Annotated in this window: 16 protein-coding genes; 10 read left to right on the top strand and 6 right to left on the bottom strand. The window is 39.5% G+C overall.

Annotated features, from left to right (window positions below; translation table 11 throughout):
* The first annotated feature begins 168 nt into the window (after positions 1–168).
* The 7 genes from V6R21_RS04360 (at position 169) to bglX (ending at position 12,890) form a co-directional block, all read left to right on the top strand.
* Positions 169–759, top strand: coding sequence for a hypothetical protein (locus tag V6R21_RS04360; RefSeq protein ID WP_334241237.1), 591 nt, complete (start codon positions 169–171; stop codon positions 757–759).
* A gap of 278 nt (positions 760–1,037) precedes the next feature.
* Entirely contained in the window at positions 1,038–3,797 is a 2,760-nt protein-coding gene (locus V6R21_RS04355) for a TonB-dependent receptor (RefSeq protein WP_334241235.1), read from the top strand.
* Between the two features lie 34 nt (positions 3,798–3,831).
* Positions 3,832–5,142, top strand: a complete 1,311-nt coding sequence (locus V6R21_RS04350) for a DUF4876 domain-containing protein (protein WP_334241233.1) — start codon at positions 3,832–3,834, stop codon at positions 5,140–5,142.
* An 86-nt stretch (positions 5,143–5,228) separates the two neighbouring features.
* Positions 5,229–6,764 (top strand): DUF6850 family outer membrane beta-barrel protein, encoded by a 1,536-nt coding sequence (locus V6R21_RS04345; RefSeq protein ID WP_334241230.1) that lies wholly within the window; start codon positions 5,229–5,231, stop codon positions 6,762–6,764.
* Between the two features lie 75 nt (positions 6,765–6,839).
* Positions 6,840–8,021: a cytochrome-c peroxidase gene (locus tag V6R21_RS04340; protein ID WP_334241228.1), complete on the top strand. Its 1,182-nt coding sequence runs from the start codon at positions 6,840–6,842 to the stop codon at positions 8,019–8,021.
* A gap of 241 nt (positions 8,022–8,262) precedes the next feature.
* Positions 8,263–10,284, top strand: a complete 2,022-nt coding sequence (locus V6R21_RS04335; RefSeq protein WP_334241225.1) for a glycosyl hydrolase 53 family protein — start codon at positions 8,263–8,265, stop codon at positions 10,282–10,284.
* A 302-nt stretch (positions 10,285–10,586) separates the two neighbouring features.
* Entirely contained in the window at positions 10,587–12,890 is a 2,304-nt protein-coding gene (gene bglX, locus V6R21_RS04330) for a beta-glucosidase BglX (protein WP_334241224.1), read from the top strand.
* A gap of 150 nt (positions 12,891–13,040) precedes the next feature.
* Here the strand turns inward: bglX and V6R21_RS04325 are convergent, their stop codons facing one another.
* Entirely contained in the window at positions 13,041–13,382 is a 342-nt protein-coding gene (locus V6R21_RS04325) for a hypothetical protein (protein WP_334241222.1), read from the bottom strand.
* Between the two features lie 338 nt (positions 13,383–13,720).
* Between V6R21_RS04325 and V6R21_RS04320 the strand changes: the two genes are divergently transcribed.
* From V6R21_RS04320 to V6R21_RS04310, 3 genes are all read left to right on the top strand, one after another.
* Positions 13,721–15,511, top strand: a complete 1,791-nt coding sequence (locus V6R21_RS04320) for a cytochrome P450 (RefSeq protein WP_334241220.1) — start codon at positions 13,721–13,723, stop codon at positions 15,509–15,511.
* Positions 15,512–15,967: 456 nt separating this feature from the next.
* Positions 15,968–17,158: an MFS transporter gene (locus tag V6R21_RS04315; RefSeq protein WP_408612971.1), complete on the top strand. Its 1,191-nt coding sequence runs from the start codon at positions 15,968–15,970 to the stop codon at positions 17,156–17,158.
* Between the two features lie 47 nt (positions 17,159–17,205).
* Positions 17,206–17,889 (top strand): 2'-5' RNA ligase family protein, encoded by a 684-nt coding sequence (locus tag V6R21_RS04310; RefSeq protein ID WP_334241218.1) that lies wholly within the window; start codon positions 17,206–17,208, stop codon positions 17,887–17,889.
* A gap of 486 nt (positions 17,890–18,375) precedes the next feature.
* Here the strand turns inward: V6R21_RS04310 and V6R21_RS04305 are convergent, their stop codons facing one another.
* From V6R21_RS04305 to V6R21_RS04285, 5 genes are all read right to left on the bottom strand, one after another.
* Entirely contained in the window at positions 18,376–19,566 is a 1,191-nt protein-coding gene (locus V6R21_RS04305; protein ID WP_334241216.1) for a PepSY-associated TM helix domain-containing protein, read from the bottom strand.
* A 72-nt stretch (positions 19,567–19,638) separates the two neighbouring features.
* Positions 19,639–20,859 carry a DUF4374 domain-containing protein gene (locus V6R21_RS04300; RefSeq protein ID WP_334241214.1) on the bottom strand — a complete coding sequence of 407 codons (1,221 nt, stop codon included), beginning with the start codon at positions 20,857–20,859 and terminating at the stop codon, positions 19,639–19,641.
* 37 nt (positions 20,860–20,896) lie between these two features.
* Positions 20,897–23,239 (bottom strand): TonB-dependent receptor, encoded by a 2,343-nt coding sequence (locus V6R21_RS04295; protein ID WP_334241213.1) that lies wholly within the window; start codon positions 23,237–23,239, stop codon positions 20,897–20,899.
* 307 nt (positions 23,240–23,546) lie between these two features.
* The gene (locus V6R21_RS04290; protein ID WP_334241211.1) at positions 23,547–24,962 is read right to left on the bottom strand and encodes a TlpA family protein disulfide reductase; all 1,416 of its coding nucleotides are present in this window, start codon (positions 24,960–24,962) and stop codon (positions 23,547–23,549) included.
* A 24-nt stretch (positions 24,963–24,986) separates the two neighbouring features.
* Positions 24,987–26,351 (bottom strand): TlpA disulfide reductase family protein, encoded by a 1,365-nt coding sequence (locus tag V6R21_RS04285; protein WP_334241209.1) that lies wholly within the window; start codon positions 26,349–26,351, stop codon positions 24,987–24,989.
* Positions 26,352–26,382: the final 31 nt, after the last annotated feature.

Genomic DNA, 26,382 nt, shown 5'->3' with positions numbered 1-26,382 from the left:
AAGGGTCTGCTTCCACTACTTGACTTTATATTTCATAAGGAATATATAGTAATAAATAAGTGTTGTTTTGCTACTTTTACGGTAATTGTTTAATAGATATGATTTGGTGTTTTTTTTTATTACATCAACTGAAAAAATATCACAACCAATTATAAATCAGATACTAATTTGAAAACAATTGTCTTATTTTTTAGCCTTTTATATTTGCCTGTCTTGCTTTATGCACAAGATGAGATGCGGCTATTGTATAAAATTGAAATAGAATCACAAAAAAAGTCAGGCAGTACAATGCTGGTCGGACAGGCAAGTGGTGCAATCAATGCATATATCAATACTGATATCACTGGAGTTACTAGCTATACTAAAAGAATAGCCAGCGCAAATGATGATACGAATAATGGTTGTAGTATGCCTTTTGTATATATGTCTCCAGGGGATTATTGTGAGTATGCCGTGCAGGGAACTTCGGTCAAACAGGGTGCCGTGGTTTATTCGGGGAGTGATACTAATATCAGTTTTGAGATTATAATTAATGAAGAAATAGATGATAGTATGACTACTTGCGGGAGCACGAATATAAATAAGTACAAACAAACAAATGACCTAACTTTAGGAGAGTGGTTTGAGTATGAGAAAACATTTATAACAGGGCTTCCCAACTGTTATATGAATGGTAATAATACGCTTTTTGATATACGGGTAAGCGTACTTCTTTTTGTGGATTATGTATCCAATATGGCACCTGTTGTAACGCAATAAATTGAGCTGAGCAGTCCATGGTTATAAGCTTTTCATTAGCCTAACTTGTTATTAGCACCCAATTCCCTCTAATGTAAGCGAAATGTTACGCTTGTGTTAGAGGGATTTTTTTGGCTACTCCTTTCACTTCTTTATTAACATATCCTTTTGCAACAGCTTGATTTAATTTGAATAGTGCAATTAAATATAAGATGAATAAAAATTCACACTTTATTTATAATTAATCTAAATAAATTATAGCTTTGCAGCATCAACTATCAGCGAAACTAGATTGTGCTATGAAAGCGAAGGCTATTATTGTCTCACTTATACTTTTTGTTCTTATATCTCCAGCTAGGTCTCAGGACATACAGCAATTGAACTTAAATGGTTTTGTCAAAGACAAGGCTACAAAGGAACCATTGATGTATGTGACCGTAAGTGTGGGCAAGTATGCTTATGCCATCACAGATAAACAGGGGTATTTTCAAGCCATAGTCAATCAGCAGACGAATAGTGAGCTGGTTGTGAAATTCAGTTTGGTAGGGAAGCGACCTGTTGAGCGAAAAATCACATTATTGGAAGGCGAGTCAGAGTTACAGCTCGATGATATCCTGATGGAGGATCTTGATCTCTATATGGAAGAAGTAACCGTTGTTGCCGAAAGGGATGAAGCCAACATTTCTAACACTGCTTACAAGATAGACCGAACAGCTGTTGAACAGTCTAGGGCGAATAGCCTTTCTGAACTGTTGATGCAGATGCCTGGACAAACGGTTCAAAACCCTTTGCTGCAAGGCGCACAAACAATCACTTTCAGATCTAGCAATAGCAATGATCAGGACGCCCTGAACAACGCATTTGGTATCGGGATTTTCCTGAATGGAAATCCTTTGAATAACAATGCGGATATGCAGGGTATCAACCCAACGCAAAGAGGATTTTTTGATTCATTTAAGAATACCAGTACACCAGGCAGCGAAAGTTATACGCCGGGAGATTCTCCGGGTGGTGGATTTGACTTGAGACAATTGCCTGTCGGAAACATTGATAAGGTTGAGATTGTACAGGGAGTGGCTTCTGCCGAATATGGGGACATTACAGAAGGGGCGATTATCATTGAGACAATAGCAGGCAAGTCACCTCTAAGCTTTACTTACAGGCAAGGAGGAGGCAACAGCAATTACTTTGTAAACAAAGGGTTTCAGCTTAACCAGAATAATGCCGTATCGGTTGGGTTGGATTATCTCAACAGCAATCCTGACCCGAATGACAGGATGAAGAGCTATAACCGTATCAACGGAAACTTGTTGTGGACTACATTTATCGGTCAAAATAAACGTATCCGAAACAACTTCAACCTCAATTACAATACGACACTCGATGATTTTAAGTCAGACCCAGACCTGAAAGACAATCTGAAGGTGCGTTATCAGCGAAAGTCATTCTCTGCTTCAAACCAGCTGAATGTCAACCTACCTTGGCAGTTATTTGATGGCTTTAGGTTATCAGCCAACTTTTCTACAGGGGAAAGTATCTCCGAAACAGAAGAATGGATCAATACTGGTGTACGTCCTATTATTACCTATACAGAGGAAGGGATTCATGAAGGTACCTACAGTTCTGGTACCTATATGGGGTATATGAAAGTTCATGGCAAGCCTGTAACGGCAGGGACTAGACTTAATTTCTCAAAAGCCTTTCAGACAGGAAGCTTCTCACACAACCTCAACTATGGTTACCAATACAACTTCAGTGCAAACTTTGGTGAAGGTAGAATATTTGATCCGCTCAAACCTCTGAATAACAGTTCTAGCCCAACATCTGATAGACCATATTCCTTTAAGGATTCACAGCCTTCATTGCATCAGCATGGCCTGTATCTGGAAGATAAGATCAAGGGAGAAATAGCCGGAAAAGACTTGAGCTTGTCTCTTGGACTGAGATCGGATTATCAGTTCGGTTACGAGTCAATTTCTCCAAGGATTAATGCCCGTTATCAGCTTTTTGATAAGGTAGCAATAACAGGGGCATATGGTATTCAGACCAAAGCTCCCGGACTGATACACCTTTACCCCGGACCAAGCTATGAGGATATTGTTTTGCTGAACAGCTACACAGGCAATTTGAAAGAAAGCATTTATCTGGCATATACGCATGTTGAGGACAACGATGCGGAAGGGTTACAACCAATGAGCTCACGCCGACATGAAATTGGGTTTAACTATAAGTCTAGGGGAATAAACCTGACTGCTACCTATTTCAATAATATTACTGACAATGGCTTCTATATTAATTCTGTAGCAGAAATTATAGAAGTGCCTGAATACGAAATCACTGCCCGTCCTGAAGGGCAATCACCAATCTATCAACCAACAGGTAATTATATCAAAAGGGTAGTAAACAATAATACCATTGATAACAGTAAATACACCAAAAACAGAGGGGTAGAAGTAGTGGGTTCAGTACCTAAGGTTGAGTCGATCAATACTTCATTCAACTTTTGGGCGACCTATTACCATACTGTTGACAGAGGGAGGGAAGAGTATGCTACCAAGCTGACAAGCAATGCGTTTGTAGAGGCTGGATATGCTTATGCCATTTACCCATACCAGTACAAGGAATCAGGAGAGCTGAAGGCAAGCTTGGGAATCAATTACCACCTTGCCCCATTAGGGTTGCTCGCTAGTGTAAGGGTAGAGTCCTTTATCTATAAATATACTTATTCAGATAGGAGCTCTGTCAGGGCTTATGGCTTTATAGATCAGGATTACAACAAGGTTTATTTGTCTGAGGAAGAGATTGATGCTGAGCAGTATGACATCTTGCAGCAAAGTGAGTCAGGTATAGGTTACCTGCGCAAGCCGCCAGTGGTGTACTTCAATAGCCACCTTAACCTCAGCAAAAATATAGGCAAGCATATTCGCTTTACATTTTTTGCCAACAATTTCCTCAATATCAGACCGGAAGGGGAGCAAGAGGATCTGTATGGGAATGTAACCTCCTTTACGCTCAATCAGAAGCCTTATTTCGGGCTGGAACTGAGTGCTAAATTTTAAACTATTCTTTCAAATTGACTTTAATACTATACTAATGAAAAAGCTAATTGTACCATTTATTGGGTTGCTACTTTTTTTGACTGCTTGTCAGGAAGATGAGGTCGTGCTGCCTGTTGACCTTACAGTTAAGGTAATAACAGATGAAAATTATGGTAGCTTGCCTATGGGAGAAGTAAGTGTAAAGATTATCAATACTACTTCTTCTCAATCTTATTCTGGTGTAAGTGATACAGAAGGCACAATCACTTTTGAAGCTTTGCCTGCTGGAACATATCAGGTTTCTGCAACAAGGACTTTGGATAAAGTAGCCTTTGAAGCTCTTTTTGGTTACCCTTCAGAAAGTGATGAAGTGATCTTCAATGCATCAGAGTCTGCTTTACAGGTAATCAACGGTATTGACTCAGCTACTTTGGTAATGGAATCAGGTAAAGTAGGTGACCTGTTGATCAAACAGATTTACTATGCTGGCTCAAACACCAAAGAAGGAGCGAGTTTCCGTGATCAGTTTATTGAGATTTACAATAACTCCAACAAGACTATCTATGCTGATGGACTTTATATCATGGGAGCATATGGTAAGCTAAATACAAAGGATTCAGGCTATGATCAAGCAAACGGACAATATGACTGGAGTCAGTCAATTGGGATGAATGCAGAGGGTGATCCTAACACGGATTATTTCTATTCCAAATGGCTTTACCAAGTGCCAGGAAGTGGTAAGGATTATCCGTTGGAGCCAGGAGAAAGCTTTATTATAGCTCAAAATGCGATGAACCATAAGGCTCCATTTGTTGAAAATGATGGCGATACTGTAACGGTACAAAACCCTGATCTTACAGTAGACCTGAGTGGTGCTGAGTTTGAAGTTTATCTAGGTAATGATTTGGAAACTCCTTATGTATCTGATCTTGATAACCCAAGTGTGCCTAATTTGATTGTACACCATATTTATGGTAAAGATTTTATCCTTGACAATTTGGGAAGAGACAGTTACCTGATTTTTAGAGCCGAAAATGGGATCAGTGGTTTAAGCAGCTATCCGGCACCTAATACACGTGAGGTAACATCTAGTTCTAAACTTTATATCCAGATCCCTAAGTCTTATATCATTGATGGAGTAGAGACTCAAAGAAGTCCTGACAGTATATTGCCTCCTAAACTGACAACAGATGTGGATGCCACCTATACATATGCTCCTAATGGAGGTTTTTCATCACAGTCTGTTATTCGTAAGACAGTTTCTAGTTTAGGAGAAGGTGGTAGACGAGTACTACAGGATACAAATAACTCAGCGGAAGACTTTACATTCCTTGAAATGGCAACACCAAAAGGTTTTGCGGACTAAGCTGAAAATAGAAATATATGAATACGGGCAATGCAAAGTAGTTTGAGGCTGCTTTGCATTGCTTTTTCCTTGAGTCAAATCTTGTTATGATGAAGTACCTGTCTTATACCGTTCTATTCAGCAGTCTTTTGTTATTGTTTGGTTTTCCTTCAAAAGGACAAACCGGCTCAGATAGCCTTAAGGTGGATATATTGTCTCTACCTTTTCAAACCGCTTGGAAGGAAATTTCTGCACAGCCATTTCGTCCGTACTTGATTCAACAGCAGTTTGGGAGAAGTTATGTCGGTTTTTCAAATGAAACAGGTGAATTCCGAAACAACCAACAGCAGGAGAGGAGCAAAAACCTTCAGCTTTTTTCCGAAGGACTGAGAGCGTTACGTGGCTATTGGTTAGAAGGAGGTTTTAGTTACCAAAAAGTTGAAAACGATAGTTTGGGTTGGTTACTGACAAGGGAGGCTTCCTCAAACCCTTACAATTGGGGAAATATCAAGAAAGGAAACTGGAGTAATGATCAGCTGGATATCCATGTGAATGTGGTCCGTCCGGTAATGAATGAGAAGCTGGTATTGGGACTAGGGTTGCAATATCAACTACAGCAAATGGCTCGATCAAATGATCCACGACCTGAGATAGATTTTTCGGAATTAGAAGCCCAGTTGCAGGTAGGTTATCAAATTCACCCAAACCATTTGTTAAGCGCAAGTGCTCGTTTGGGGTTTAATACAGAGAATGGAAGTTATCGTTTTTACAATGATAACAATGACAGCTACGGCGCTACTGAATACAGGGTGCATACGCTATTTGGCTTAGGAAGCTATGATTTGATTGACTATAAAAGGTACAGGGCTAGGACCAATACCCTTGGGGCAGGGTTGCAATGGCATTTCAACAACAAGGTTTGGGAAGTCAATAATGAGCTGGCATGGAAACAAGCATCCTCTACTTTCAAAAGGTTAAAGACAGAGGAGCAAGTTTTGATAAAAGATCCTGTAGGAGATTATACACTTTCTACAACCGAAAACAGACTTTACATGCGTAAGCTGGAAGGAAGCTGGCAGCAGCAATGGGTCTCCTTAACGACAATTGAGAAAGGAAAAGACTGGAACTACATTCTTGGGGGAGTCAATTATTTCTATGATGCGTTTGAGCAGAAAATCACTTACCTGATCAGCCAACCAATTAAAAGAATAAGCTTGGAAGGTCAATTGGCTTTCAGAGACCAATCGAAGAAAGACTACAATGCCTCTCACCAGTACAGCTTTTCAAATTTGCTTGTTGGCGTGAAAGGCGAAAAAGCTTTTGAAGTTCAGTCGATTACTTATCGACTACGTGTAGGCGCTGATTACAGACATAACCTGACGCAATCCATTCAAGTGTTAGCCTCTCAGGAGAATATTGTGACACAATCGGTTGTCTATCCTGAGTTCCAATACAATACTGCCAGTTATATAGCACCTGAGGCAGCTGTTTCAGCAGAAAAAGCCTTTGACCGTTTCAGGCTGCAAGGGAGAGTTACTTATCAAAGCACTGTTCCACTCAATGTGATTTCAATTCCAAACAGTCTCTTTGAACCAACAGGGAAGCGTGATCTTATCTCATTTAAGCTGACCTTCCTGCATTAAGGAAAATACTCAACCAGTTTTACTTACAACTTTTTTGAATAATTCGATACACAGAAATCTTAATAGCTTGGGCTAATGAAAACAACTATCAAAAATATAAGGGAAATCGGCTTGCTCAGTACAGTGTTGCTATTTTCTGCATTTGTATGGTTTAGCTGCAATAAGGAAAACACCGAAAAGGGATATACTGTAGAAAAGTTAAGAGAGATATACAGTGATGAGCCAAGTAACTGGCCTGCACCAAATGTAGATGCTGATATTGACTGGAAGGAAATTGCTCCAGTACCTCCTTCACCATACAAAGGTGTAGATTCTCTGCAACCACTAATTGAGTTGGGGAAAGTCCTGTTTTTTGACCCCAGACTCTCTTCTTCCGGACAGATTTCCTGTTCCTCTTGCCATGATCCTCAACTCTCATGGAGTAATGGAAGAACGGTAGGGGTAGGGCACGATCACCAGTTGGGACAACGGAATACACCAAGCCTGTTTTACAGTTGGGCAACGACTCCACTGTTTTGGGACGGACGTGCAGGTACATTGGAGCAGCAAGCACTAGAACCTGTAGCCAATCCGTTAGAGATGCATCAGGGATTACACTTGTTACCGGCAAAAATTGAAAAAATTAAAGGTTACCAGCCTTATTTTGAAAAGGCTTTCGGAGATGAGGTGGTAACTGTTGACCGGATTGCATCAGCTTTGGCTTATTTCCAGCGAACATTGGAAGGCAGGGAAAGTAAACTGGATAAATTCCTGAAAGGGGATAAGGAAGCACTCAGTGATGATGCTTTGAAAGGATTGCACCTGTTCCGTACCAAGGCAAGATGTATCAATTGCCATAATGGTCCTTTCCTGACAGACAATAAGTTTCATAACCTTGGACTGCATTACTATGGCAGAAAGTACGAGGACTTGGGACGTTACTTGGTGACTAAGGACACTGCTGATGTGGGCAGGTTCAAGACACCAACCCTTCGTGAAGTGATGCGAACTGGACCTTGGATGCATAATGGATTATTCCCAAGCATGGATGGGATTATGAACATGTATGATCACGGGATGGCAAGACCAAAACCGAGACCAGAGTTTGAGGACGACCCTTTATTTCCAAAAACATCGGATATCTTAAAGCCATTGGGATTGACTCCACAGGAAAAGAAAGAACTGATAGCCTTTTTGGAATCCATGACTACTCATATTTACAGAATGCCACGTCCTGAAATGCCTTCAGCTGAAGGGAATAATGTGGCTCAGCAATAAAAAGTAAATATTGAATTCATTAGAAAGCCATCTACTTGTCTTAGTAGATGGTTTTTATTTTTGAAAAGTGTCTTTTTTTCTAGGCTAAAACCCACTGAAGAGGTCTTATAACGGGGTGTGTGAATATGCCTACCCTTTAAAATGAATTTACCTCCTTCTTGATTTGGAGCTAACGGTGATATTTAAATGTCATTGATACAATTAATCAATTTGAGAATATTCACCATTAACAACACTTTAGATGAAAATGAATACCTACCCAAAACTACTGTCCTTAGTGATACCAATATGGTTACTGTCATTTGGTAGCCTAAATGCACAGACATTCTATAAAGGAGTTGACTTATCCTATGTAAATGAAATGGAGGATTGCGGCGCTGTTTTTAAGGAGAATGGTCAAACCAAAGACCCCTATCAGATTTTCTATGATTATGGAGCTAATTTGGTGAGGGTAAGGCTTTGGCATAATCCAACCTGGACGAACTATTCTAACTTTGCGGATGTAAAAAAGAGTATCCAGAGAGCCAAATCTCTAAACATGGAAGTATTACTGGACTTTCATTACTCTGATGAATGGACCGACCCAGAGAAGCAATACATTCCTGCTGCATGGGAATATACCACTACAGTCGATCAGCTGAAGCAAGAAGTGTATAACTATACTTACAATACGCTTGCCTCCCTAAATTCGGAAGGGTTGATGCCGGAGCTGGTTCAGGTGGGCAACGAAACCAATGGCAATGTTATGGTAAAGGATGGGGTAGCCTTATACCCTGTTGATTTTGCTCGTTCAGCTACATTACTGAACGCAGGTATTCAGGCTGTAAAGGATGCAGGAGCGCAATCATCTATTACCCCAAAAACAGTAATTCATATCGCAGACCCTGCAAATGCTGCATGGTGGTTTTCGGAAGCAACAGCAGCGGGGTTAACTGGATATGATATTATTGGGTTGTCCTATTACCCCGTTTGGCATACTTCCAATAATGTAAGCCAGACAGGAGACATTATTGCCAGTCTGAAGACTACTTATAACAAGGATGTCATGATTGTGGAAACGGGACATCCTTGGACCAATGATGCTGTCGATGAAACAGCTACCAATGTGATGGAAGGATCTGCATCGGGGTATGCTGCCCCAACTCCTGAGGTGCAGAAAGATTTTCTGGTTGACCTTACGACAGAAGTAGCAGAAAGTGGTGGAATAGGCGTGATCTACTGGGAGCCAGCTTGGGTCTCGACACCATGTTCAACACTTTGGGGAACAGGTTCACATTGGGAAAATGTAACATTCTTTGATTTTGACAATGAATTGATGGAATCGGGAGGAATTGGTTTCCTTTCAGAAGATTATATTTCCAGTAGTCCTACGGAGGTGCAGGTGACCTTCAAGGTAAATATGGAAGGTGTTAGTACCAGTAACGGCGTATATGTGACAGGAGACTTTACGGGAGATGGCAGTTGGTCCATTGTACCGATGTCATGGGAAAGCGGAACAGTTTATTCCTATACTACCACGATCGCTGTTGGGAGTACTGGCGGTTATTATTTCTTAAATGCGAATGATTGGGGCAGCAGGGAAACAGTGCCGACGGAATGTGCTGCAATGTACAATTCAGACAGAGCGTATACGATAGGGACCTCAGACATGACATTGGCTTACAAGTGGGGAAGCTGTGAAGAGGTTATTCCCTCAGAGGTACAGGTGACCTTCAAGGTAGATATGGAAGGTGTTAGTACCAGTAACGGCGTATATGTGACAGGAGACTTTACGGGAGATGGCAATTGGTCCATTGTACCGATGTCATGGGAGAGTGGCAGCATTTATACTTACACTACGAATTTGGCTCCTGGTAGTAGTGGGGGTTATTACTTTTTGAATGCCAATAATTGGAGCAATAGAGAGACGGTACCTACGGCATGTGCAACGATATATAACTCCGATAGGGAATATACAATTGGTAATTCAGATATAACTTACGCTTTTGTATGGAATAGTTGTGATACTGCCAATTACAGATTGGTGTTAGCAAGTGACCTTTCCGATTCCTTCAGCAGCGTGAGTGTGTACCCCAATCCAGCAAGTACATATATTCAAGTAAAGGGATCAGTAACTCCTCAGCACTTGGCTTTATACAGTGTTGCAGGGACATTGGTGATGGAGGTAAAGGATACAAAGAAGATGGATATTTCTCAATTGAATAATGGGTTATACATGCTGGTGATTGATGGCAGTATTAAAACTCGAGTGATAAAAAAGTAACACTATTGCCTTTTCTGAGCATGAGCCACCCTGAATCGATTTCGGAGGTGGCTCATGTTTTTTTTATACCCAAAAGCATGGTATTGACGGGAGTTATGGGTTACCCCTAAATATATCAGCGATGGGTTTCAATCCATCACTTTAAAGACGTACTAGAAGCGAATGCTAAGTGACAATTCACAATATATTATTGTAACACTGTGACTTAGATGGAAGTATAAGTCATTTTAATTGGTCAATGTTTTAACTTTTTTGTACTCATAATAGGAAAAAATACATTATAACAATTGACCAGTAAGAAGATGAATATCAGAAGATTACTAACCAAGGCAACACTGCTGTTGATTGTGCCGGCTACCTTACTGGTAGGTACCGCGTTTATTAAAGATGCTCCCGATGATGACTTAAAGTGGAAGAGTTATAGCGGTGATGCGGAGATTGAAAGGAAAGTAGATTCCTTGCTTGCGATAATGACCATAGAAGAAAAAATAGGTCAGATGACACAGTTTGCAGGTAGGGGTGCGGTCACCGGACCAGAAATAGGAGATGAGTTCAAGGAATACCTTCAGAAGGGAATGGTAGGGTCAATGTTTAATGTGTTTGGAGCAAAAGGGTTAAGGCAGTTACAGGAACAAGCCATGCAACATTCCCGTTTGAAAATTCCTATCCTTTTCGCGGCAGATGTGATTCATGGTTATAAAACGACGTTTCCAATGCCATTGGCAGAGTCCTGTTCATGGGACTTGGAACTCATGGAGAAGTCTGCCCGAATTGCAGCCGTTGAAGCTACTTCCTCAGGAATCAGCTGGACATTTGCCCCGATGGTGGATATAGCGCGTGACCCTCGTTGGGGACGTGTGATGGAAGGGGCAGGAGAGGATGTCTATCTTGGAAATGAGATTGCCAAGGCAAGGGTCAAAGGATTTCAAGGCATCAAGACTTATAAAGATTTTGCAGATCCGTTCACCATGTTGGCTTGTGCCAAACATTTTGCAGCATATGGAGCTGTTCAAGCGGGACGGGATTATAACACAGTGGATATCTCAGATAGAACTTTAAAAGATGTTTACCTTCCTCCTTTCAAGGCTTGTATAGAGGCAGGTGTGGCAACTTTTATGACAGCATTCAATGAGATTGAAGGTGTACCGGCTACAGGGAATAAATACTTGTTTACGGATATTCTTCGTGACCAATGGGACTTTAGGGGTATGGTTGTGACCGATTATACCGCTATCAATGAGATGGTAGAACATGGCTTTGCAGAAGATTTGAAAGAAGCTTCAGAAAAAGCACTTCTGGCAGGTATTGATATGGATATGAACGGAGCAGGGTATGTACAATACCTGAAAGCACTTCTTGATGAAGGGAAGATCAGTGAAGGGTATATCAACCGAGCAGCTGCCCGTGTACTAGAAATGAAGTTTATGCTAGGGTTATTTGATGACCCTTACCGATATATGGATGAAGCCCGTGAGAAAAAGTGGGTAAGTAACAAGGAACATTATGAGGTTGCTCGCTTAGCGGCACAACGTTCAATAGTACTCCTGAAAAACAAGAACAATGCATTGCCACTGGATAAAGCTAAGACTGCAAAAGTGGCTTTGATTGGGCCAATGATCAAGGAGCGAAATAGTATGAATGGTGAATGGGCAATCAGAGGAGACCGTAGCGAAAGCGTTACCATCTTTGAAGGCTTAACAGAAAAGTACAAAGGTTCACAAGTAAAGTTTGAATATGCCAAAGGCTGCGACCTTCTTAAAAAGGAAGATAAAAGCGGATTTGACGAAGCTTTGAGTGTAGCCAAAAATGCAGATGTGATTTTGTTTGCTGGAGGTGAGGACTTTAACTGGTCAGGAGAGGCGGCAAGCCGGACAGACATTAAGATTCCGGAACCACAACAAGACCTGCTGAAGGAACTGAAAAAGTTGAATAAACCGATCATATTGGTATTGCTGAATGGACGTCCTATGGATTTGTCATGGGAAGATGAGAATGTGGATGCGATCGTGGAGGCTTGGTATCCGGGTACAATGGGAGGACATGCCATTGCTGATATTTTATCTGGGGATTACAATCCATCTGCCAAACTGACCATTACGTTTCCAAGAAATGTTGGTCAGATACCAATATTCTATAACCACAAGAGCACAGGTAGACCACTGAATGAGGAGAAATGGTCTGACTATAAATCATCTTACTTGGATGTATCCAATACCCCACTTTATTCTTTCGGACACGGTTTGAGTTATACAAGCTTCGAATACAGTAACTTGAAGTTGGATAAGGAGACTTTTTCAAAGGGAGGAGAAATCAATGTCAGTATTGAGGTCAAAAATACAGGACAGTTTGACGGGGAAGAGATTGTACAACTTTATGTGCAGGATATAACAGCCTCCATTACACGACCCGTAAAGGAACTGAAAGGGTTTGAGAAAATCATGCTGAAAAAAGGAGAGTCGAAAACAGTGTCTTTTAAAATTGATGAAGAAATGATTCAATTCGTGAATTTGGAAAAAGAGTTGACGGTTGAACCAGGTCAGTTTAAGGTTTGGATAGGAGAAAGTTCAGATTATACAGTCAATCAGGCGATGTTTGAGTTTAAGTAAACTTATAATATTTCAATAAATTAAAGGCAGTGGAGGTGTAATTACTTTCACTGCTTTTTTATTGAAAACCCTTTCTGAAAAAGGACCTTATTCAAAAGAAAAATACATCAAATTTTAAGCAGAATGTATTTATCTAAAATTCAAAGTGACCTATTTTTTTGGAAGGTAAGGCAAGCCTTTTAAGTTAATGGTAGGAACACTTCTTATCCCATCTTTTAACAGCCATTTGATGGCGGCTTCTTTGTGATAAAAATACTTCACTTTTAAGTAGGAATTGGAAATAGGCTGATCCATCGTCTCTTCAATCAAAATTTGAGAAACCAGATCAAAACTTTTGCAGAATGCCATCTTTTCTGTACTAGAGGCAGCTATCGGTGGAATAATTTCATTATCAACCCAATCCTGTATATGGGACAGAAGGTTGAATTTGAAATAAACCGAATCTATAAACATCAATGGCGGCTGAATTTGCTTCACACTTTTGATCAACATTCGTGCACAATCTTTATACAGAACATCAGTCAAATTGACGGTTTCTGCCGTCCAATAGACAGTGTATATATTGTTAATGCAATTGAAGGAACCCCTCAAAAACTCATTACTGGGGAGTAATACATCCATAAGAAAGGCTCTATTCTATTGATTTTTAAAGCAATGAAAAACTTAAGTTGACGAAATAATCACTCAAACCAAAATTATTGTATAAATGGAGTCACAATGTCATGATCAATAACCATTTCTGATCATTATTGCTATCTTCACGGTACCATTGATAAACACAGGATGTTCTGGAAACAGCAACATTTTTTTATATATACCTAATTGCAACAATGAGAAAAAAAATTGCTACGATAAGTGAACTGAGTGAAGCAATCCCTTTTGGTGTAGATATAGAAGGCGTTGAACTTGTAATACTGAAGATAGGAGAGCAGGTTCAGGTATTTCACAGTAGATGCCCTCACCAACAGGCAAATCTGGCAGAAGGCAGGGTGGAGAAAGGAATGTTGGTGTGTCAGATGCACCAGTGGAAGTTTGATCATCAAACAGGTCAGAGATCAGGAGGGAAGGAGTGCTTACACAAGTTTAACCCAATCGTAGAGAACGATAATATATATCTGTTAGAAACTGAGTTAGCAGACTGGGAAAATAAAAGTGAGACAGGTAGTTTAGCTCAAAAAAAACGAACCATTGAGGATTTACCTAAGATGAAGGGGCTCCCTGTTATTGGTAATATTCACCAGTTTGACTTCAGTAATATGCATCAGGAGATGAGTCAGGTGGCAGACAAGCTGGGACCGTTGTTTAGACTCAATTTTGCAGGCAGACCAGTTGTGGTGACCAATGACCATCATATGAATCAGCAACTGATGAAGATGCGTCCGAAGCTTTTCAGAAGAGGGAAAAAGTTGGCTGAAATCTTTGAGGAGATGGGAATTGAAGGCGTGTTTTCTGCAGAAGGAGAGCAGTGGGTTAACCAACGGAAAGTGACAGCCCAAGCCCTGAACATGCAGCACCTTAAAACCTTTCATCCTACTTTGATGACCGTAACAGAACGTCTAAAAAATAAGCTGGATAGCATGGCTGTCGCTGGTGAAGCTATTAATATCCAGCAGGAGGTGATTCGATATACTGTTGATGTAACGACCAATCTGGCATTTGGATATGATATGAATACGGTGGAGGAAACCGGTGATGTGATTCAGCAGCATATTGAAAAGGTTTTCCCTGCGATTTTCAGAAGGTTGAATGCTCCTTTTCCTTATTGGAGGTATGTGAAGTTGCCAGTTGACAAGTCCTTCGATGCCTCAATGAAGATAGTGACGGAGACAATCAAAGAATTTATAGCCAAGGCAAAAGAAAAACTGAAAACAAACCCTGAGTTGAAAGAGAAACCAGGCAACTTTTTGGAAGCCATGTTGTTGGAGCAGGAGAAGGAAGGTAAGTTTTCAGAGAAAGAGGTGGTAGGAAATGTTTTTACCATGCTGCTGGCAGGTGAAGATACAACCGCTCACAGTATAGCATGGGCAGTCTATTTCTTGAGTATTCACCCTGATATTCAGGAGAAAATGTATGAAGAAGCAAAGACGGTACTAAAAGAAGAGGCATACTTGAGGGAGCAAGAGGATGGTGCCCGTTTGTACTTTGCTGAGGCAGTAGCCATGGAAACCATGCGTATGAAGCCTGTAGCACCTTTTCTATACCTGAGTGCATTAGAAGATGTGGAGATTGATGGGCTGGAAATTCCAAAAGACACGGTGTTTTTACTCAATAATCGACATGCTGCATGGCAGGAGGAAAACTTTAGTAACCCCGATCAGTTTGAGCCAGAGCGTTGGATGCCTTCAGGTTGTCCAATGCATGCGCATCACAAGCCTGAAGCAGCAGCACCTTTCGGTGGTGGCGCAAGGTTCTGTCCGGGACGTGGTTTGGCATTGGTCGAAATCAAGATGGTTCTTTCAATGCTTTGCAAAAATTACCGTATTGAATTGATTACTGACCCTGAAACGATTAGGGAAAATGTTGCTTTTACAATGTCACCGAGTGATTTTGAGGTAAAATTACATCCCCGAAAAATGACTGATAATAAGGTTGAAATGACTTCAAGTGAACAGCAGAAATAAGCATAAACGAAACTGAAATGATAGCATAACGTTAGTTATGGATTAAATACGCTATTTCGCCCTATCAGTGCTGATCTACATGGCTTTCTGACCCATCGCTATTGTATAAGGTCCTTTCAGGGCATAAGTCCCGAAGGAACAAAATATATCAGCGATGGATTTTAGTCCATTGTCATGTAGATCAGCCCTGAAAGGGTGGTATAAACCATAATTCACGTTAGGTTAGAAACCACTATTCTCCATATAAGTAGGATAGTGGTTTTATCATTTCAAATTAAAAATGAAGCTGTAGGTTGTGTGTGTTTAGTCACGTAGTTCCTATTTTTGGGAAGCTATATTTGAAAAGGTGCGGAAGGTTTTGTCAAGGACAAGAAGTATCAGATTGATCGTTGTTGTCACAATAATACCTCTCAATCAACAACTTAAGAAACTACACAGACAGACATATTAATACAGATGGCAAAGCTTGGGCTTAAAGAAAACTGGCAGCAGTTTACATTACTGGTAATTGTAAATGGTTTTGTAGGAGGAATGGTGGGATTGGAGCGATCTGTTTTGCCACAGATTGCTGAGCAAGAATTCTTGATCGCGGCCAAAACGGCAATTCTTTCCTTTATCGTTGTATTTGGGATTGTAAAGGCAATTACCAACTATTACACAGGTGTATTGGCAAACCGTTTTGGAAGAAAAAAATTGCTGATTGCAGGATGGGTATTTGGTATCCCAATTCCATTTATTTTGATGTTTGCACCAAGTTGGAACTGGATAATTGCAGCTAACATTTTATTGGGAATAAACCAAGGGTTGGCATGGAGCAGCACTGTAGTTATGAAAATTGATCTGGTTGGTGACAAGCAAAGAGGTTTTGCCATGGGGCTAAATGAATTTGCAGGTTACCTTTCGGTTGCAATTGTGGCATTTATTACTGGATGGGTTGCAAGTGAATACGGTATAAGACCATACCCATTTTATTTAGGTATCGTATTGGTTGTTATGGGGTTATTGAGTAGTGTTTTTTTAGTAAAAGACACCGTACACCATGTCATGCAAGAGTCTGTATCTTCTACAGTTTCAAAGCTTAACAATGTATTTTGGGAAACAACCTGGAAAAACCATAATCTAGGTGCTGTATCACAAGCCGGATTAATCAATAATTTGAATGATGGCATGGTTTGGGGTGTGTTTCCAATTTTATTGGCATCCAAAAGTTTTAACCTAGAACAGGTTGGTATTGTGACTGCCGTTTATCCTGCTGTTTGGGGAATAGGACAGTTATTTACTGGAAAGATGGCGGATAATTACCGTAAAAAGCATTTACTTTTTATAGGAATGTTTTTACAGGCTATAGCTTTAGTTGGAATGGTTTGGAGTCAGACCATGATGGATTTTATCTTACTTTCAGTAGTATTGGGGTGGGGGACAGCAATGGTTTATCCTACATTTTTGGCAACTGTAGCAGAGAATACCCATCCTCAAGATAGGGCAAAAAGTATTGGTATCTTCAGGTTATGGAGAGATTTAGGCTATGCAGTTGGCGCAATTATGACTGGCGTAATTGCAGACTTTATTAGCATAGAGGCTTCCATTTTTCTGATTGGATTACTGACGCTAATTTCTTCACTAATTATTTTAATTAGAATGAAGTAACATGAATTAAATTTTTTGTACTGAAACCTTAACGATTGAAATTTTTTATGAAACTAAAAGAACATTACAATAAATTGTATGAAGAATCAATTCAAAAAATCAAAAATGACCAATATCAGATTGATGATTTGATAGATTCTAATGAGGATAATAGGTATGGAGTTACGCTGTTGATTCGTCCGGATAAAAATGCACAAAATAAGATTCAACAATTTCTGGATGAATTAAGGGTAGTTGAGCCTAAACAATACTTTTATCCAAATACAGATATTCATGTGACTGTTATGTCAATTATATCATGTTATGAGGGATTTGACTTATCCCAAATTGTAATAGATGATTATATAAAAGTCATCTCTAAAAGTATAGAAAACTGTTCACCCTTTGATATAACATTTAAAGGACTTACCGCATCACCATCCTGTATTATGTTGCAAGGTTTTCTGGAAGATGAAATGCTAAACAACATCCGAGAAAATTTAAGGAAGCAATTTCAAAACGCAGACCTTGAACAATCAATTGATAAGAGGTATGCTATACAAACAGCTCATTCCACCATATTTAGATTAAGAGATCAATTAGCGAATAAGGAAGAACTTCTATCAATTATTGAAAAATACAGAGACTTTGATTTTGGAACCTTTACTGTGGATAAACTTGAGTTTGTTTACAATGACTGGTATCAAAGAGATGATAGAGTGACAAAACTACATGAGTTTAAGTTGAACTAAGATTCTAATTGACGACAAAAAATCATGGTATTGTAAGCTATAACCTTCTTGTTAGTTTACAATATATATTATGTTAAATAGGGGGGTGATTTCTTAGTTTAGCTGCAAGTTGTAAAAAATCGGTATCAACAATTTTTTCATTACTCACTCTCTATTGGCACTATAAAAACAAGTTTACACTTCCAACTAATTCACCATTTTTTTCGCTCTGTTCGATTTAAAAAACACATTTAACGATATGAGAAACAAATTTGATGAAAACTAATACTTATTTCTCTTAAAGCTTACTATATATATTGTCTATAGCTAAGTAGTTTAACAATTATCGAAACTGTTCTTTCAAGTGTGTTAAACGAGATGATTTCAATGTGTTTTTGAATCAGAGTAATTAGTTTCTTTTTATATAGATTGTCCTGTTTTCTGTATTGTTAAATGATGTGTTTAAAAAAATATTTAGGTCAATTATTAAACTGACCTAAACTCACACTAAACATTTACAACACTTCGCTTTGTTGCTTTAATATTTTTATTCCACCAAACCAGAAAACCTGTTACCGGCAAGCTTGCACAAATCAAACTGATAAAGAAGGCCAGCACTTTTCCTGACAAACCTAAGACGGAACCAATATGGATATCATAATTGAGCATCGACAGCTGATCAGCAAAATCTGCTTCTGCAAATTTCGCTCCTTCTACATTGAACTGTTCCAGCGTGTACTGATCATAATAATAGACATTCCTGTTATACCAAGTTCCGTGCGCCTGATAGGCAATAATTTCTATCGCATCATCCTCATCCTTTGGTTTAGGATTCATATACATTCCCTGTACGTCCGGTTCCTGCTCAAGTGTCTTATACCATGCCAGATCAAGAAGAGAGATACTGTCACCTGCATTAAGCTGTACCTTTGAGGGATCAGAATGAGGATGATGGTGTTCCGGTTTTGTTTCTCCCCCAGAAGTAACATAGTACAGAGAGTTACTAAACCAATCAAAGCTCCACACCAATCCTGTTACGGCAATTACAAATGCCAAAATCAGGCTATAGAAACCCAAGACGTTATGCAAATCATAGTTGACCCTTTTAAAACTGCCATTCCACTTGATGCTGAAACTCTTATTAAAGTTGGCTTTGTTCCATTTTTTGGGCCACCACATCACAATCCCAGTAACAAGCAGTACTACAAATATAATGGTACATACCCCAACAATTGGCCTGCCTATTTTATATGGAAGCCAAAGTGCCCTATGGCCATTGATGATGAAGCGGAAAAAATCGAAAGAGCCATCTCCTAAAGTCTGTTCTTTCCGAATGAACTCCCCTGAATAAGGATTCAGAAATACAACTGAAAAACTCCTTTTGCCATCCTTGAATGAACTGTAACCTATAGCTGCAGCTCCTTCTGCATTGCTGTAAGTAAGACCTGTAGGCACCTTGTCAGGCATATAGACGCTTGCAGTATCCAACAGTTGACTTGGTGGTACAAATGGTTTGTCTTGTATCGCTACAAAACGCCACGGTTCCAAAGCATCTTTAATCTCCTGCTGAAAAGCATAAAAACAACCTGTTATGCTGACGATAAATACTACAATTCCTGAAATCAGTCCTAACCATAGGTGTAACCAATCATTGAGTCTTCTTAGGGTACTTTTCTGATTTTTCGATTTGTTTTTCATAGAGATGAGTGGTATAGAAAAAATAAGACCAGCCTTTGTGGGGGCTGGTCTTATTTGAATTAAAAAGTGGTATTATAGCTTGAAGAACCCTGCTACAAAGTTAGCTTCTACTTCAGCTCCTTTAGTTGCAGTATAGTTCACCAAATCAATCTTATAAACATAGATGCCTGAATCTTCTGGAATACATATATAAATGTTATTCCCATCGTGCAAGGCAGCCAATCTTCTACCATCACCATTATGTGTTGGAATGCCGTCAATGTAGTTGATTGTATTGTTATACAAGTCAATTACAGCAGAACGCAACGGGCTGTCTGACCATCTAGCTTGATTCTCATTAGCCTCTGTATTGATTTCAGCGAAAACTTTACCGTCTCCCAAATATACAAGGTGAGCTGTATTTGTACCTTCTGTAAGCGCTTCAACATCCAAGAAGTAATCCTGATCGAACTCCGTCTCGCCACTCTTGATACGAAGGATTGCACCACCTTTTGTTGACTGGCTGAATCCATTCGCTGGATTAGAATGAGACAGGGCATATACATCACCTTTTTCATCCTTGATCAAACCTGACTTCACATTGAAACCACCGATATTTCCTGTACGGTCATCCTCAATTACCTTGATGAACTCCAACTCAGGGTAAGAATAAACAGCTACCCAAGCCTTATCTGTAAAATTGGTTTCCCAAGAATTTGGATCCATGATATAGTAGCCCAAATACAGGTAATCACCACTTACACGCATACCTGAATAAGACGGTGACTCAAGGCCAGTGATATCAGATACAGGGTGCTGTATAGTTTCTTTTACAGTAATTGTGTTAATATCAATCTTGTGGAAAGTAACTTGATCCGAACTAGAATTCAACTCCAATGCAACCAATGTATTCTCATCTGCTTTTACTATATCAGAAAGGCTATTTGTAAAAGATACATCTCCAATTTGAGTAAGTGCTCCACTTTCATTTTTTGTAATACCGACTACGTTTACGTCATCCAAGCCACCAATACTGTAGATTGTGTTGCCAATTTGTGTGAAGTCATAGTAACCCGGCTGCTCAATACCTTCTCCTACTGCAGACAGTGAACCGTTCATCACATCCGCAAACGGAACTGAATAATAGGTGAAGTTATTGTCACTACCTTGAATAGCCAATGATACAACAAATTGTTTGTCCTCAGTTGTAACCGGATCTTTTGAGTCATCATTGTCACATCCTGTAAACATCAGTGCAGACCAAATACCTAAAACAGGCAACGCTACTTTACTTACTCTTCTGAAAGAAAACATATTTATATCGAAGTTTGATTGTTTAAACTAATTTCTGCTAACGACCAAGTACATACCTTAATTTGATATAAAAGGCACGTCCAGGCTTTTGTAGATAATACTTATCATAAAGGAGTGCACCTGTCAGGTTGCGACACTCCAAAGCAATATTATACTTGCCCTTATTCATGCTGTATGACACCTCCATGTCCACAGATGATTGTCCGGGGATTACTTTTTTATTGTCTTTTGACCCCAACTCTGCCCAGCTTAGGAAATACTGCTCCACAAAGTTGTAGTACATATTTACATTCAACACAGACTCTTTCTGGAAGACCTCTTTGAATGTGACTCCAACATTGGCATTGCCAAACAAGTAAGGAATGTTAGGCACCCTAAAGCCTTTCTGGAAATTCTTCTGATAACCCGAGTTGGTGTAGGACTCATTATACACTGAATCTGCCTGATCAGTGATGTCCTGATATGTGATATTTCCACCAATTCGGAGAAAGTCTTTCCAAGTATAGTTGATACTTGCTTCTACTCCTTTTGCACGTGTTTGGCTCAGGTTGTCATATTGTGTCACAGGGCTTGCCACTTTTACTACCTGATAAATCAGGTCCTTAGCTTCCCTGTATATCAAATTACTTTCCACCACAAATGTGTGGTCGCTGTTGATGTCGAACTGGTACTGTGCCCCTAAGTTAAAGTTGTCACTTTGCTCAGGCCCCAGGTCAGGGTTTGCCTGCGTGAAAAGACCATCACCAAACATCTCATAAGCCCAAGGCAACCTGTAGGTATGTTCATAAGATGCCTTCAGCTGAAGTCCATTTACTGGCAGGTAAGTTGTGGCCAAACCATAACCAAAATTTTGCTTTGAATTCTCAACTCCTTCAATCCTGTTTGTTTCCAGCCCAAAATCAAATTCCTTGGACGTTTTTGCTTTCAGGAAGTAATATTTACCAAACACTGTCGTGTTCCATTTCTCACTTGGCTCATATACATAAGCCAAACCCAAGACATGCTTGCTGATGGATTTTGGAAACTTGTTCTCGATTTTATCAGGGTTTTCTGTATCAGTGACCTCTCTGTTAAGTGACGAGAAGGAGTAATTAAACTGTAAAGAATTATGGTTGTCCAAACCATACGAAGCATTCAGTTGTGAATTGAACTCTTTATCATCCAGAATACTGTAAGTACGAGACAATTCCCCGTCACTTGACCCAGGGGTATAAGTAGGTTCACCCAGCCAATTATACTTGACGCCACTCAATGTATCAATCACGTTATGTGTGCTGATATTATAAGCATTGTAAAGCGTTACATCCAATCCTTCAACAAACAGGTCTTCCTTGCTGTATTTCAATGTAGGGATAATAGAATTGCCATTGCTCACAATACCTCCGTACACTGTATTCATGGTTGCACCAGTTTGTACCTGATTGTCATCCCCTGTAAGGATTACGCCAAAAAGCAGCTGGTCTGCATATGGTTTGTTGACCAAACCTGTTTCCAGCTTAAGCGTTCCTGAATAGTAACGGTCATGGAATCTCTTGACCTCAGCTGTATCCACAATATTGTTACCCTCTTTAATTGGCACCAATACCTTGTAATTATTATCAGAATAGTTTCCGTTCAAGTTGGTACGGAAAGTAAAGCCACTTTTAGGATTAGTATAGGCACCGTTCACAGATACCCTATGTGTATTGAAGGATCCTACTGTATAAGAAGCATCCAAAAAATTACCGACAGAATTAGTCACAATGTTAACAGCACCACCAAGCGCATCTGTTCCTAACCATACAGGTACAACACCTTTGTACACATCAATCCTTTCAATAGAGTTTACAGGGATATTGCTAAGGCTTAATGAAGAACCATAATTGTCCATCGGAATACCATCCAGAAAGAACTTAACCTGATCCCCTGAAAAGCCATTAAGGGTAAAGTTCAGATTAGAACCAACCCCTCCTTCTTCCATAACCCTTACACCTGCTACCCTATTGAGTACCATTTTGGCATCAGCAGCACTATTGTAAAATTCTTTGGTGGATACCGCTGTTACAGCAAATGGTTGTTTTTTGACCTCTTGTGCTAATGACTCTCCTTTCACTTCCACTACATCCATCTCTGTAATGTTCTCATCGAGCACAATGTTTAGCTTCTGTGCTTTTTTAGTATCAAGCTTCAGGGTTACCTCTTTTGTGTTGAAGCCAATAAAACTAGCTTGTAATACATAATCACCTAATGGGATATTTTTGATATCAAAATCACCATCCATATTGGTGGTAGTACCTTTGGTTGTACCCTTTAATACCACGGTAACACCAATAAGTTTTTCACCATTTGAAGTTTGAACACTTCCATGAACACGTGTCTTAACCAAGTCTTGGCCTTTCAAATTGCCAATAAAGGTCAGAAGTGTTATTAGATATATAATTGGTTTTATATATGATTTCAAGGCTTAATCTTTTTTAGACTCATTCTAAAGAGTGGCAAATGTATAGAATAAACCGAAAAAGCAAAAGCTATTTAGACCAATTCTAAGGTTATTTTGTATATAAATGTGAATACTTAAACTCTTGTTATCTCAGAATATACAATTCGGATATAGCATTATTCCCTCTATCTAGCGGATAAAAAAATCCCTTACATGAAACATATAAGGGATTCGGATCTATCTATTACTGTTGTTACGAGAGGTTTAATTAATCTAAGACACTATCTAAGAATGCATGTACCTTTTCTACCTCTGAAGGTCTTGGCACATCCACACTGACTATATTACCTTCTGGGTCTATCAGCATAAACCTCGGGATTCCTGAAATGCGGTATTTATTTCTGATAATGGAATCTCGGATACCACCATTTGGATTACGAAGCTGAATACCATGCATGTTTTTACTTTCCAGTTTTTTCTTCCATGCATTTTCATCTTCATCCTGTGAGTAGCTGACAAAAACAATCTTGTCATTGTGCTCATATGCCTTTTCTAGTGCTGCCATATGAGGAATCTCTTTTACGCAAGGAGCACACCATGTTGCCCAAAAGTCTACATACAGGTACTTTCCTTTGAAATCACTCAATGTATATTTTTTCCCATCCTGATCTACAGCTTCCCAAATTGGTGCTGGCTTTCCTTTTTGGAGTCTTTTATAATCTTCGAAATCCGCTTTTATTTCTCCCTCCACTTTTTCGTTATCAATAAGTGTAAAGAATCGGGGTAAGTCTTCTATAAAAAGGTTAATATCCTGATACCTCAATGAAAAGCGTGTTTCCTCAATCAAAAGGCTCTCAAGAATGTTAGCCGATTTAAAGTTTGCTACAGCCAAGTCGTACAGCTCTCCCAAAATCAGTTCTTCACCTTTTCTGTTTTCTTCTTTTTGTTTCAAATACTTCCAGTACTCAGAGATAAAAGACTTGTATTCAGGCAATAACTCATACAACTGAGCATCATCCTTTTTCAATCCTTCTATATATTTATTGAGATCTTCTGTAGGAACAATTTCCTTTTTATACCATGTATAATAATTGTTCGGATAGCCTAAATGAATTGCGGCAAAGTGGTATTCAGCACGTTCCCTAAACATTTCCCTAAGTTGCTGATCTTCTATTTCCTTTGCGGCTAACCAATTATATACCTCCTTTTTAACAGAGTCTATTTTAGGTAGAAATGCCTCGTAGTTGTTATAATACTTCCCAAATGCAAAATATGCATTGCGAAACTCCTTCTGCAATTCAACTGTCACCTCATGGTTCAGTGTGTTCAAATATGCTTCTTCACCTATAAAGCTTGCTGCTCTCCAATCCTTATCTCCTGCTAGCTGTAAGTTCAGTTCCTTGCCAGGTGACAGGTAAACTTGGATGGCTGGCATACCTTTTTTATTAGAAAGTGTCAACATTGTCGGTGAATCGACTGTCAGAGAATCAAAGTTGAAAGTGCCTTGCTCTGTCACCTTTACCACTCTGGAAGTCCCACTACCTTTGAGATACAATACCTCCTCCCCTTTCACATTTCCTTTCAAAGAAGCATAAGCTACTTCAGAGGTTTGTTGCTGACAAGCAAACATGGTTGCTGCCAATGTTGGGACCATTCCCCATTTTATCATTTTAATAAATTTCATATCTCACTGGTTATTAAATAAAAATCATAATAAACGCTCTATCATTTCCTTAAGCTCAGTGCTTGAAGGTCTTGGTGCATCTACGGTCACAACCTTTCCTTCCTGATCAAACAGCATAAAGCGTGGAATGCTTGAGATGTTATATCCTTTCGCTAGCTCGTTATCAAAACCTGCCGTATGCAACTGAATGCCATGCAGTTTCTTCTGCTGAAGAAACTTTTCCCATTTCGCTTTTTCCTTATCCACTGAAATACTTACAAAGACGATATCTTTTCCTTCCATCTCCTTTTCAAGGGCTTCCAAGTGCGGAATCTGGTATCGGCAAGGGGCACACCATGTTGCCCACATATCGACATACACCAATTTCCCCTTCAGGTCAGCTAGTGATACTTCTTTTCCATTGATATCAGGAAATGAGAAATTAATGGCAGGCCTACCCAAGGCAAAAGGCTTAAGCTTTTGCTCCATTTCTGATGCCAATTGTTGTTGCTTTGCTGTCACAAGGTATTTCCCATAATCCCTGAGTGTATTCTGAATCTTATCATGCCCTTTGTAATAAGGCAGTATGTTATTGACCAGATAATATCCTTTCAAGGTGTCATTTGGTATTAGGGCGATTTGCTGCTCCAAAGTGGAGTCAACAAATTGGTTAGCTCCACCTCTAACCATAAAATCAATGTAAAGGGATATATACCTGTAGAGGTAAGGCATTCCATTTGCCAATGCAGCATTTGAGAATAATGTATTGTCAGTTTTAATCTCCTCCACAAATGCTGTAACAGCAGTCAGGTCAGCTTGGTAACCTTGAGGGGAGCGGGTAAAGGAAATGAGTTCATAAACTAGGTCATTCTTTGCTCTATCTAAAAATTGCTGGTTGAATACAGCATTTTGGGTTGGTGCATGTGCCAACCATTGGTTTAACTGTTTGTTTGCGGTTTCAAAACCCTGAAAAAATAGCGGAATAGCTTTGTCTTTCTGTAGTCCAACATGCAGGTTTTGCACATAGTCTGCCCATTTTTGGAGCACCTTGTTTTCTTCAGAATTACTGTCAGCTACCTGAACAACAATCTTTTTTTTTTGGTTAGTATCCGGCTCAAAATTAAGCACTAAACGTATTCCTTTATCCAAGTAAATAGGCACTGATTTGTAACCTACTTTCAGGCTATAGAAACCTTGCTGCTGTTGATTAAGACTTATCTTAAAATTTCCTTTATCTAATCGGGTACTATCAATATTCCTGTAAGATCCATTCTCTACACTTTGTAGATATACTTTATCTACTCCTTCAATGGCTACATGACCTTTTACAGTCCAGTCAGAAAAATCGGCATTACATCCTGCAACAGAAATCACCAAAAGGCATCCGAACAAACTGAGTATATTTTTCATATTAAAAAGAGTGGTATTGAAAGTCAAAAAA

The organism is Limibacter armeniacum (genome assembly GCF_036880985.1).
Lineage (GTDB): Bacteria > Bacteroidota > Bacteroidia > Cytophagales > Flammeovirgaceae > Limibacter > Limibacter armeniacum.
The sequence above is the reverse complement of the archived record's forward strand: the minus strand, read 5'-3'. Positions and strand labels throughout refer to the sequence as shown.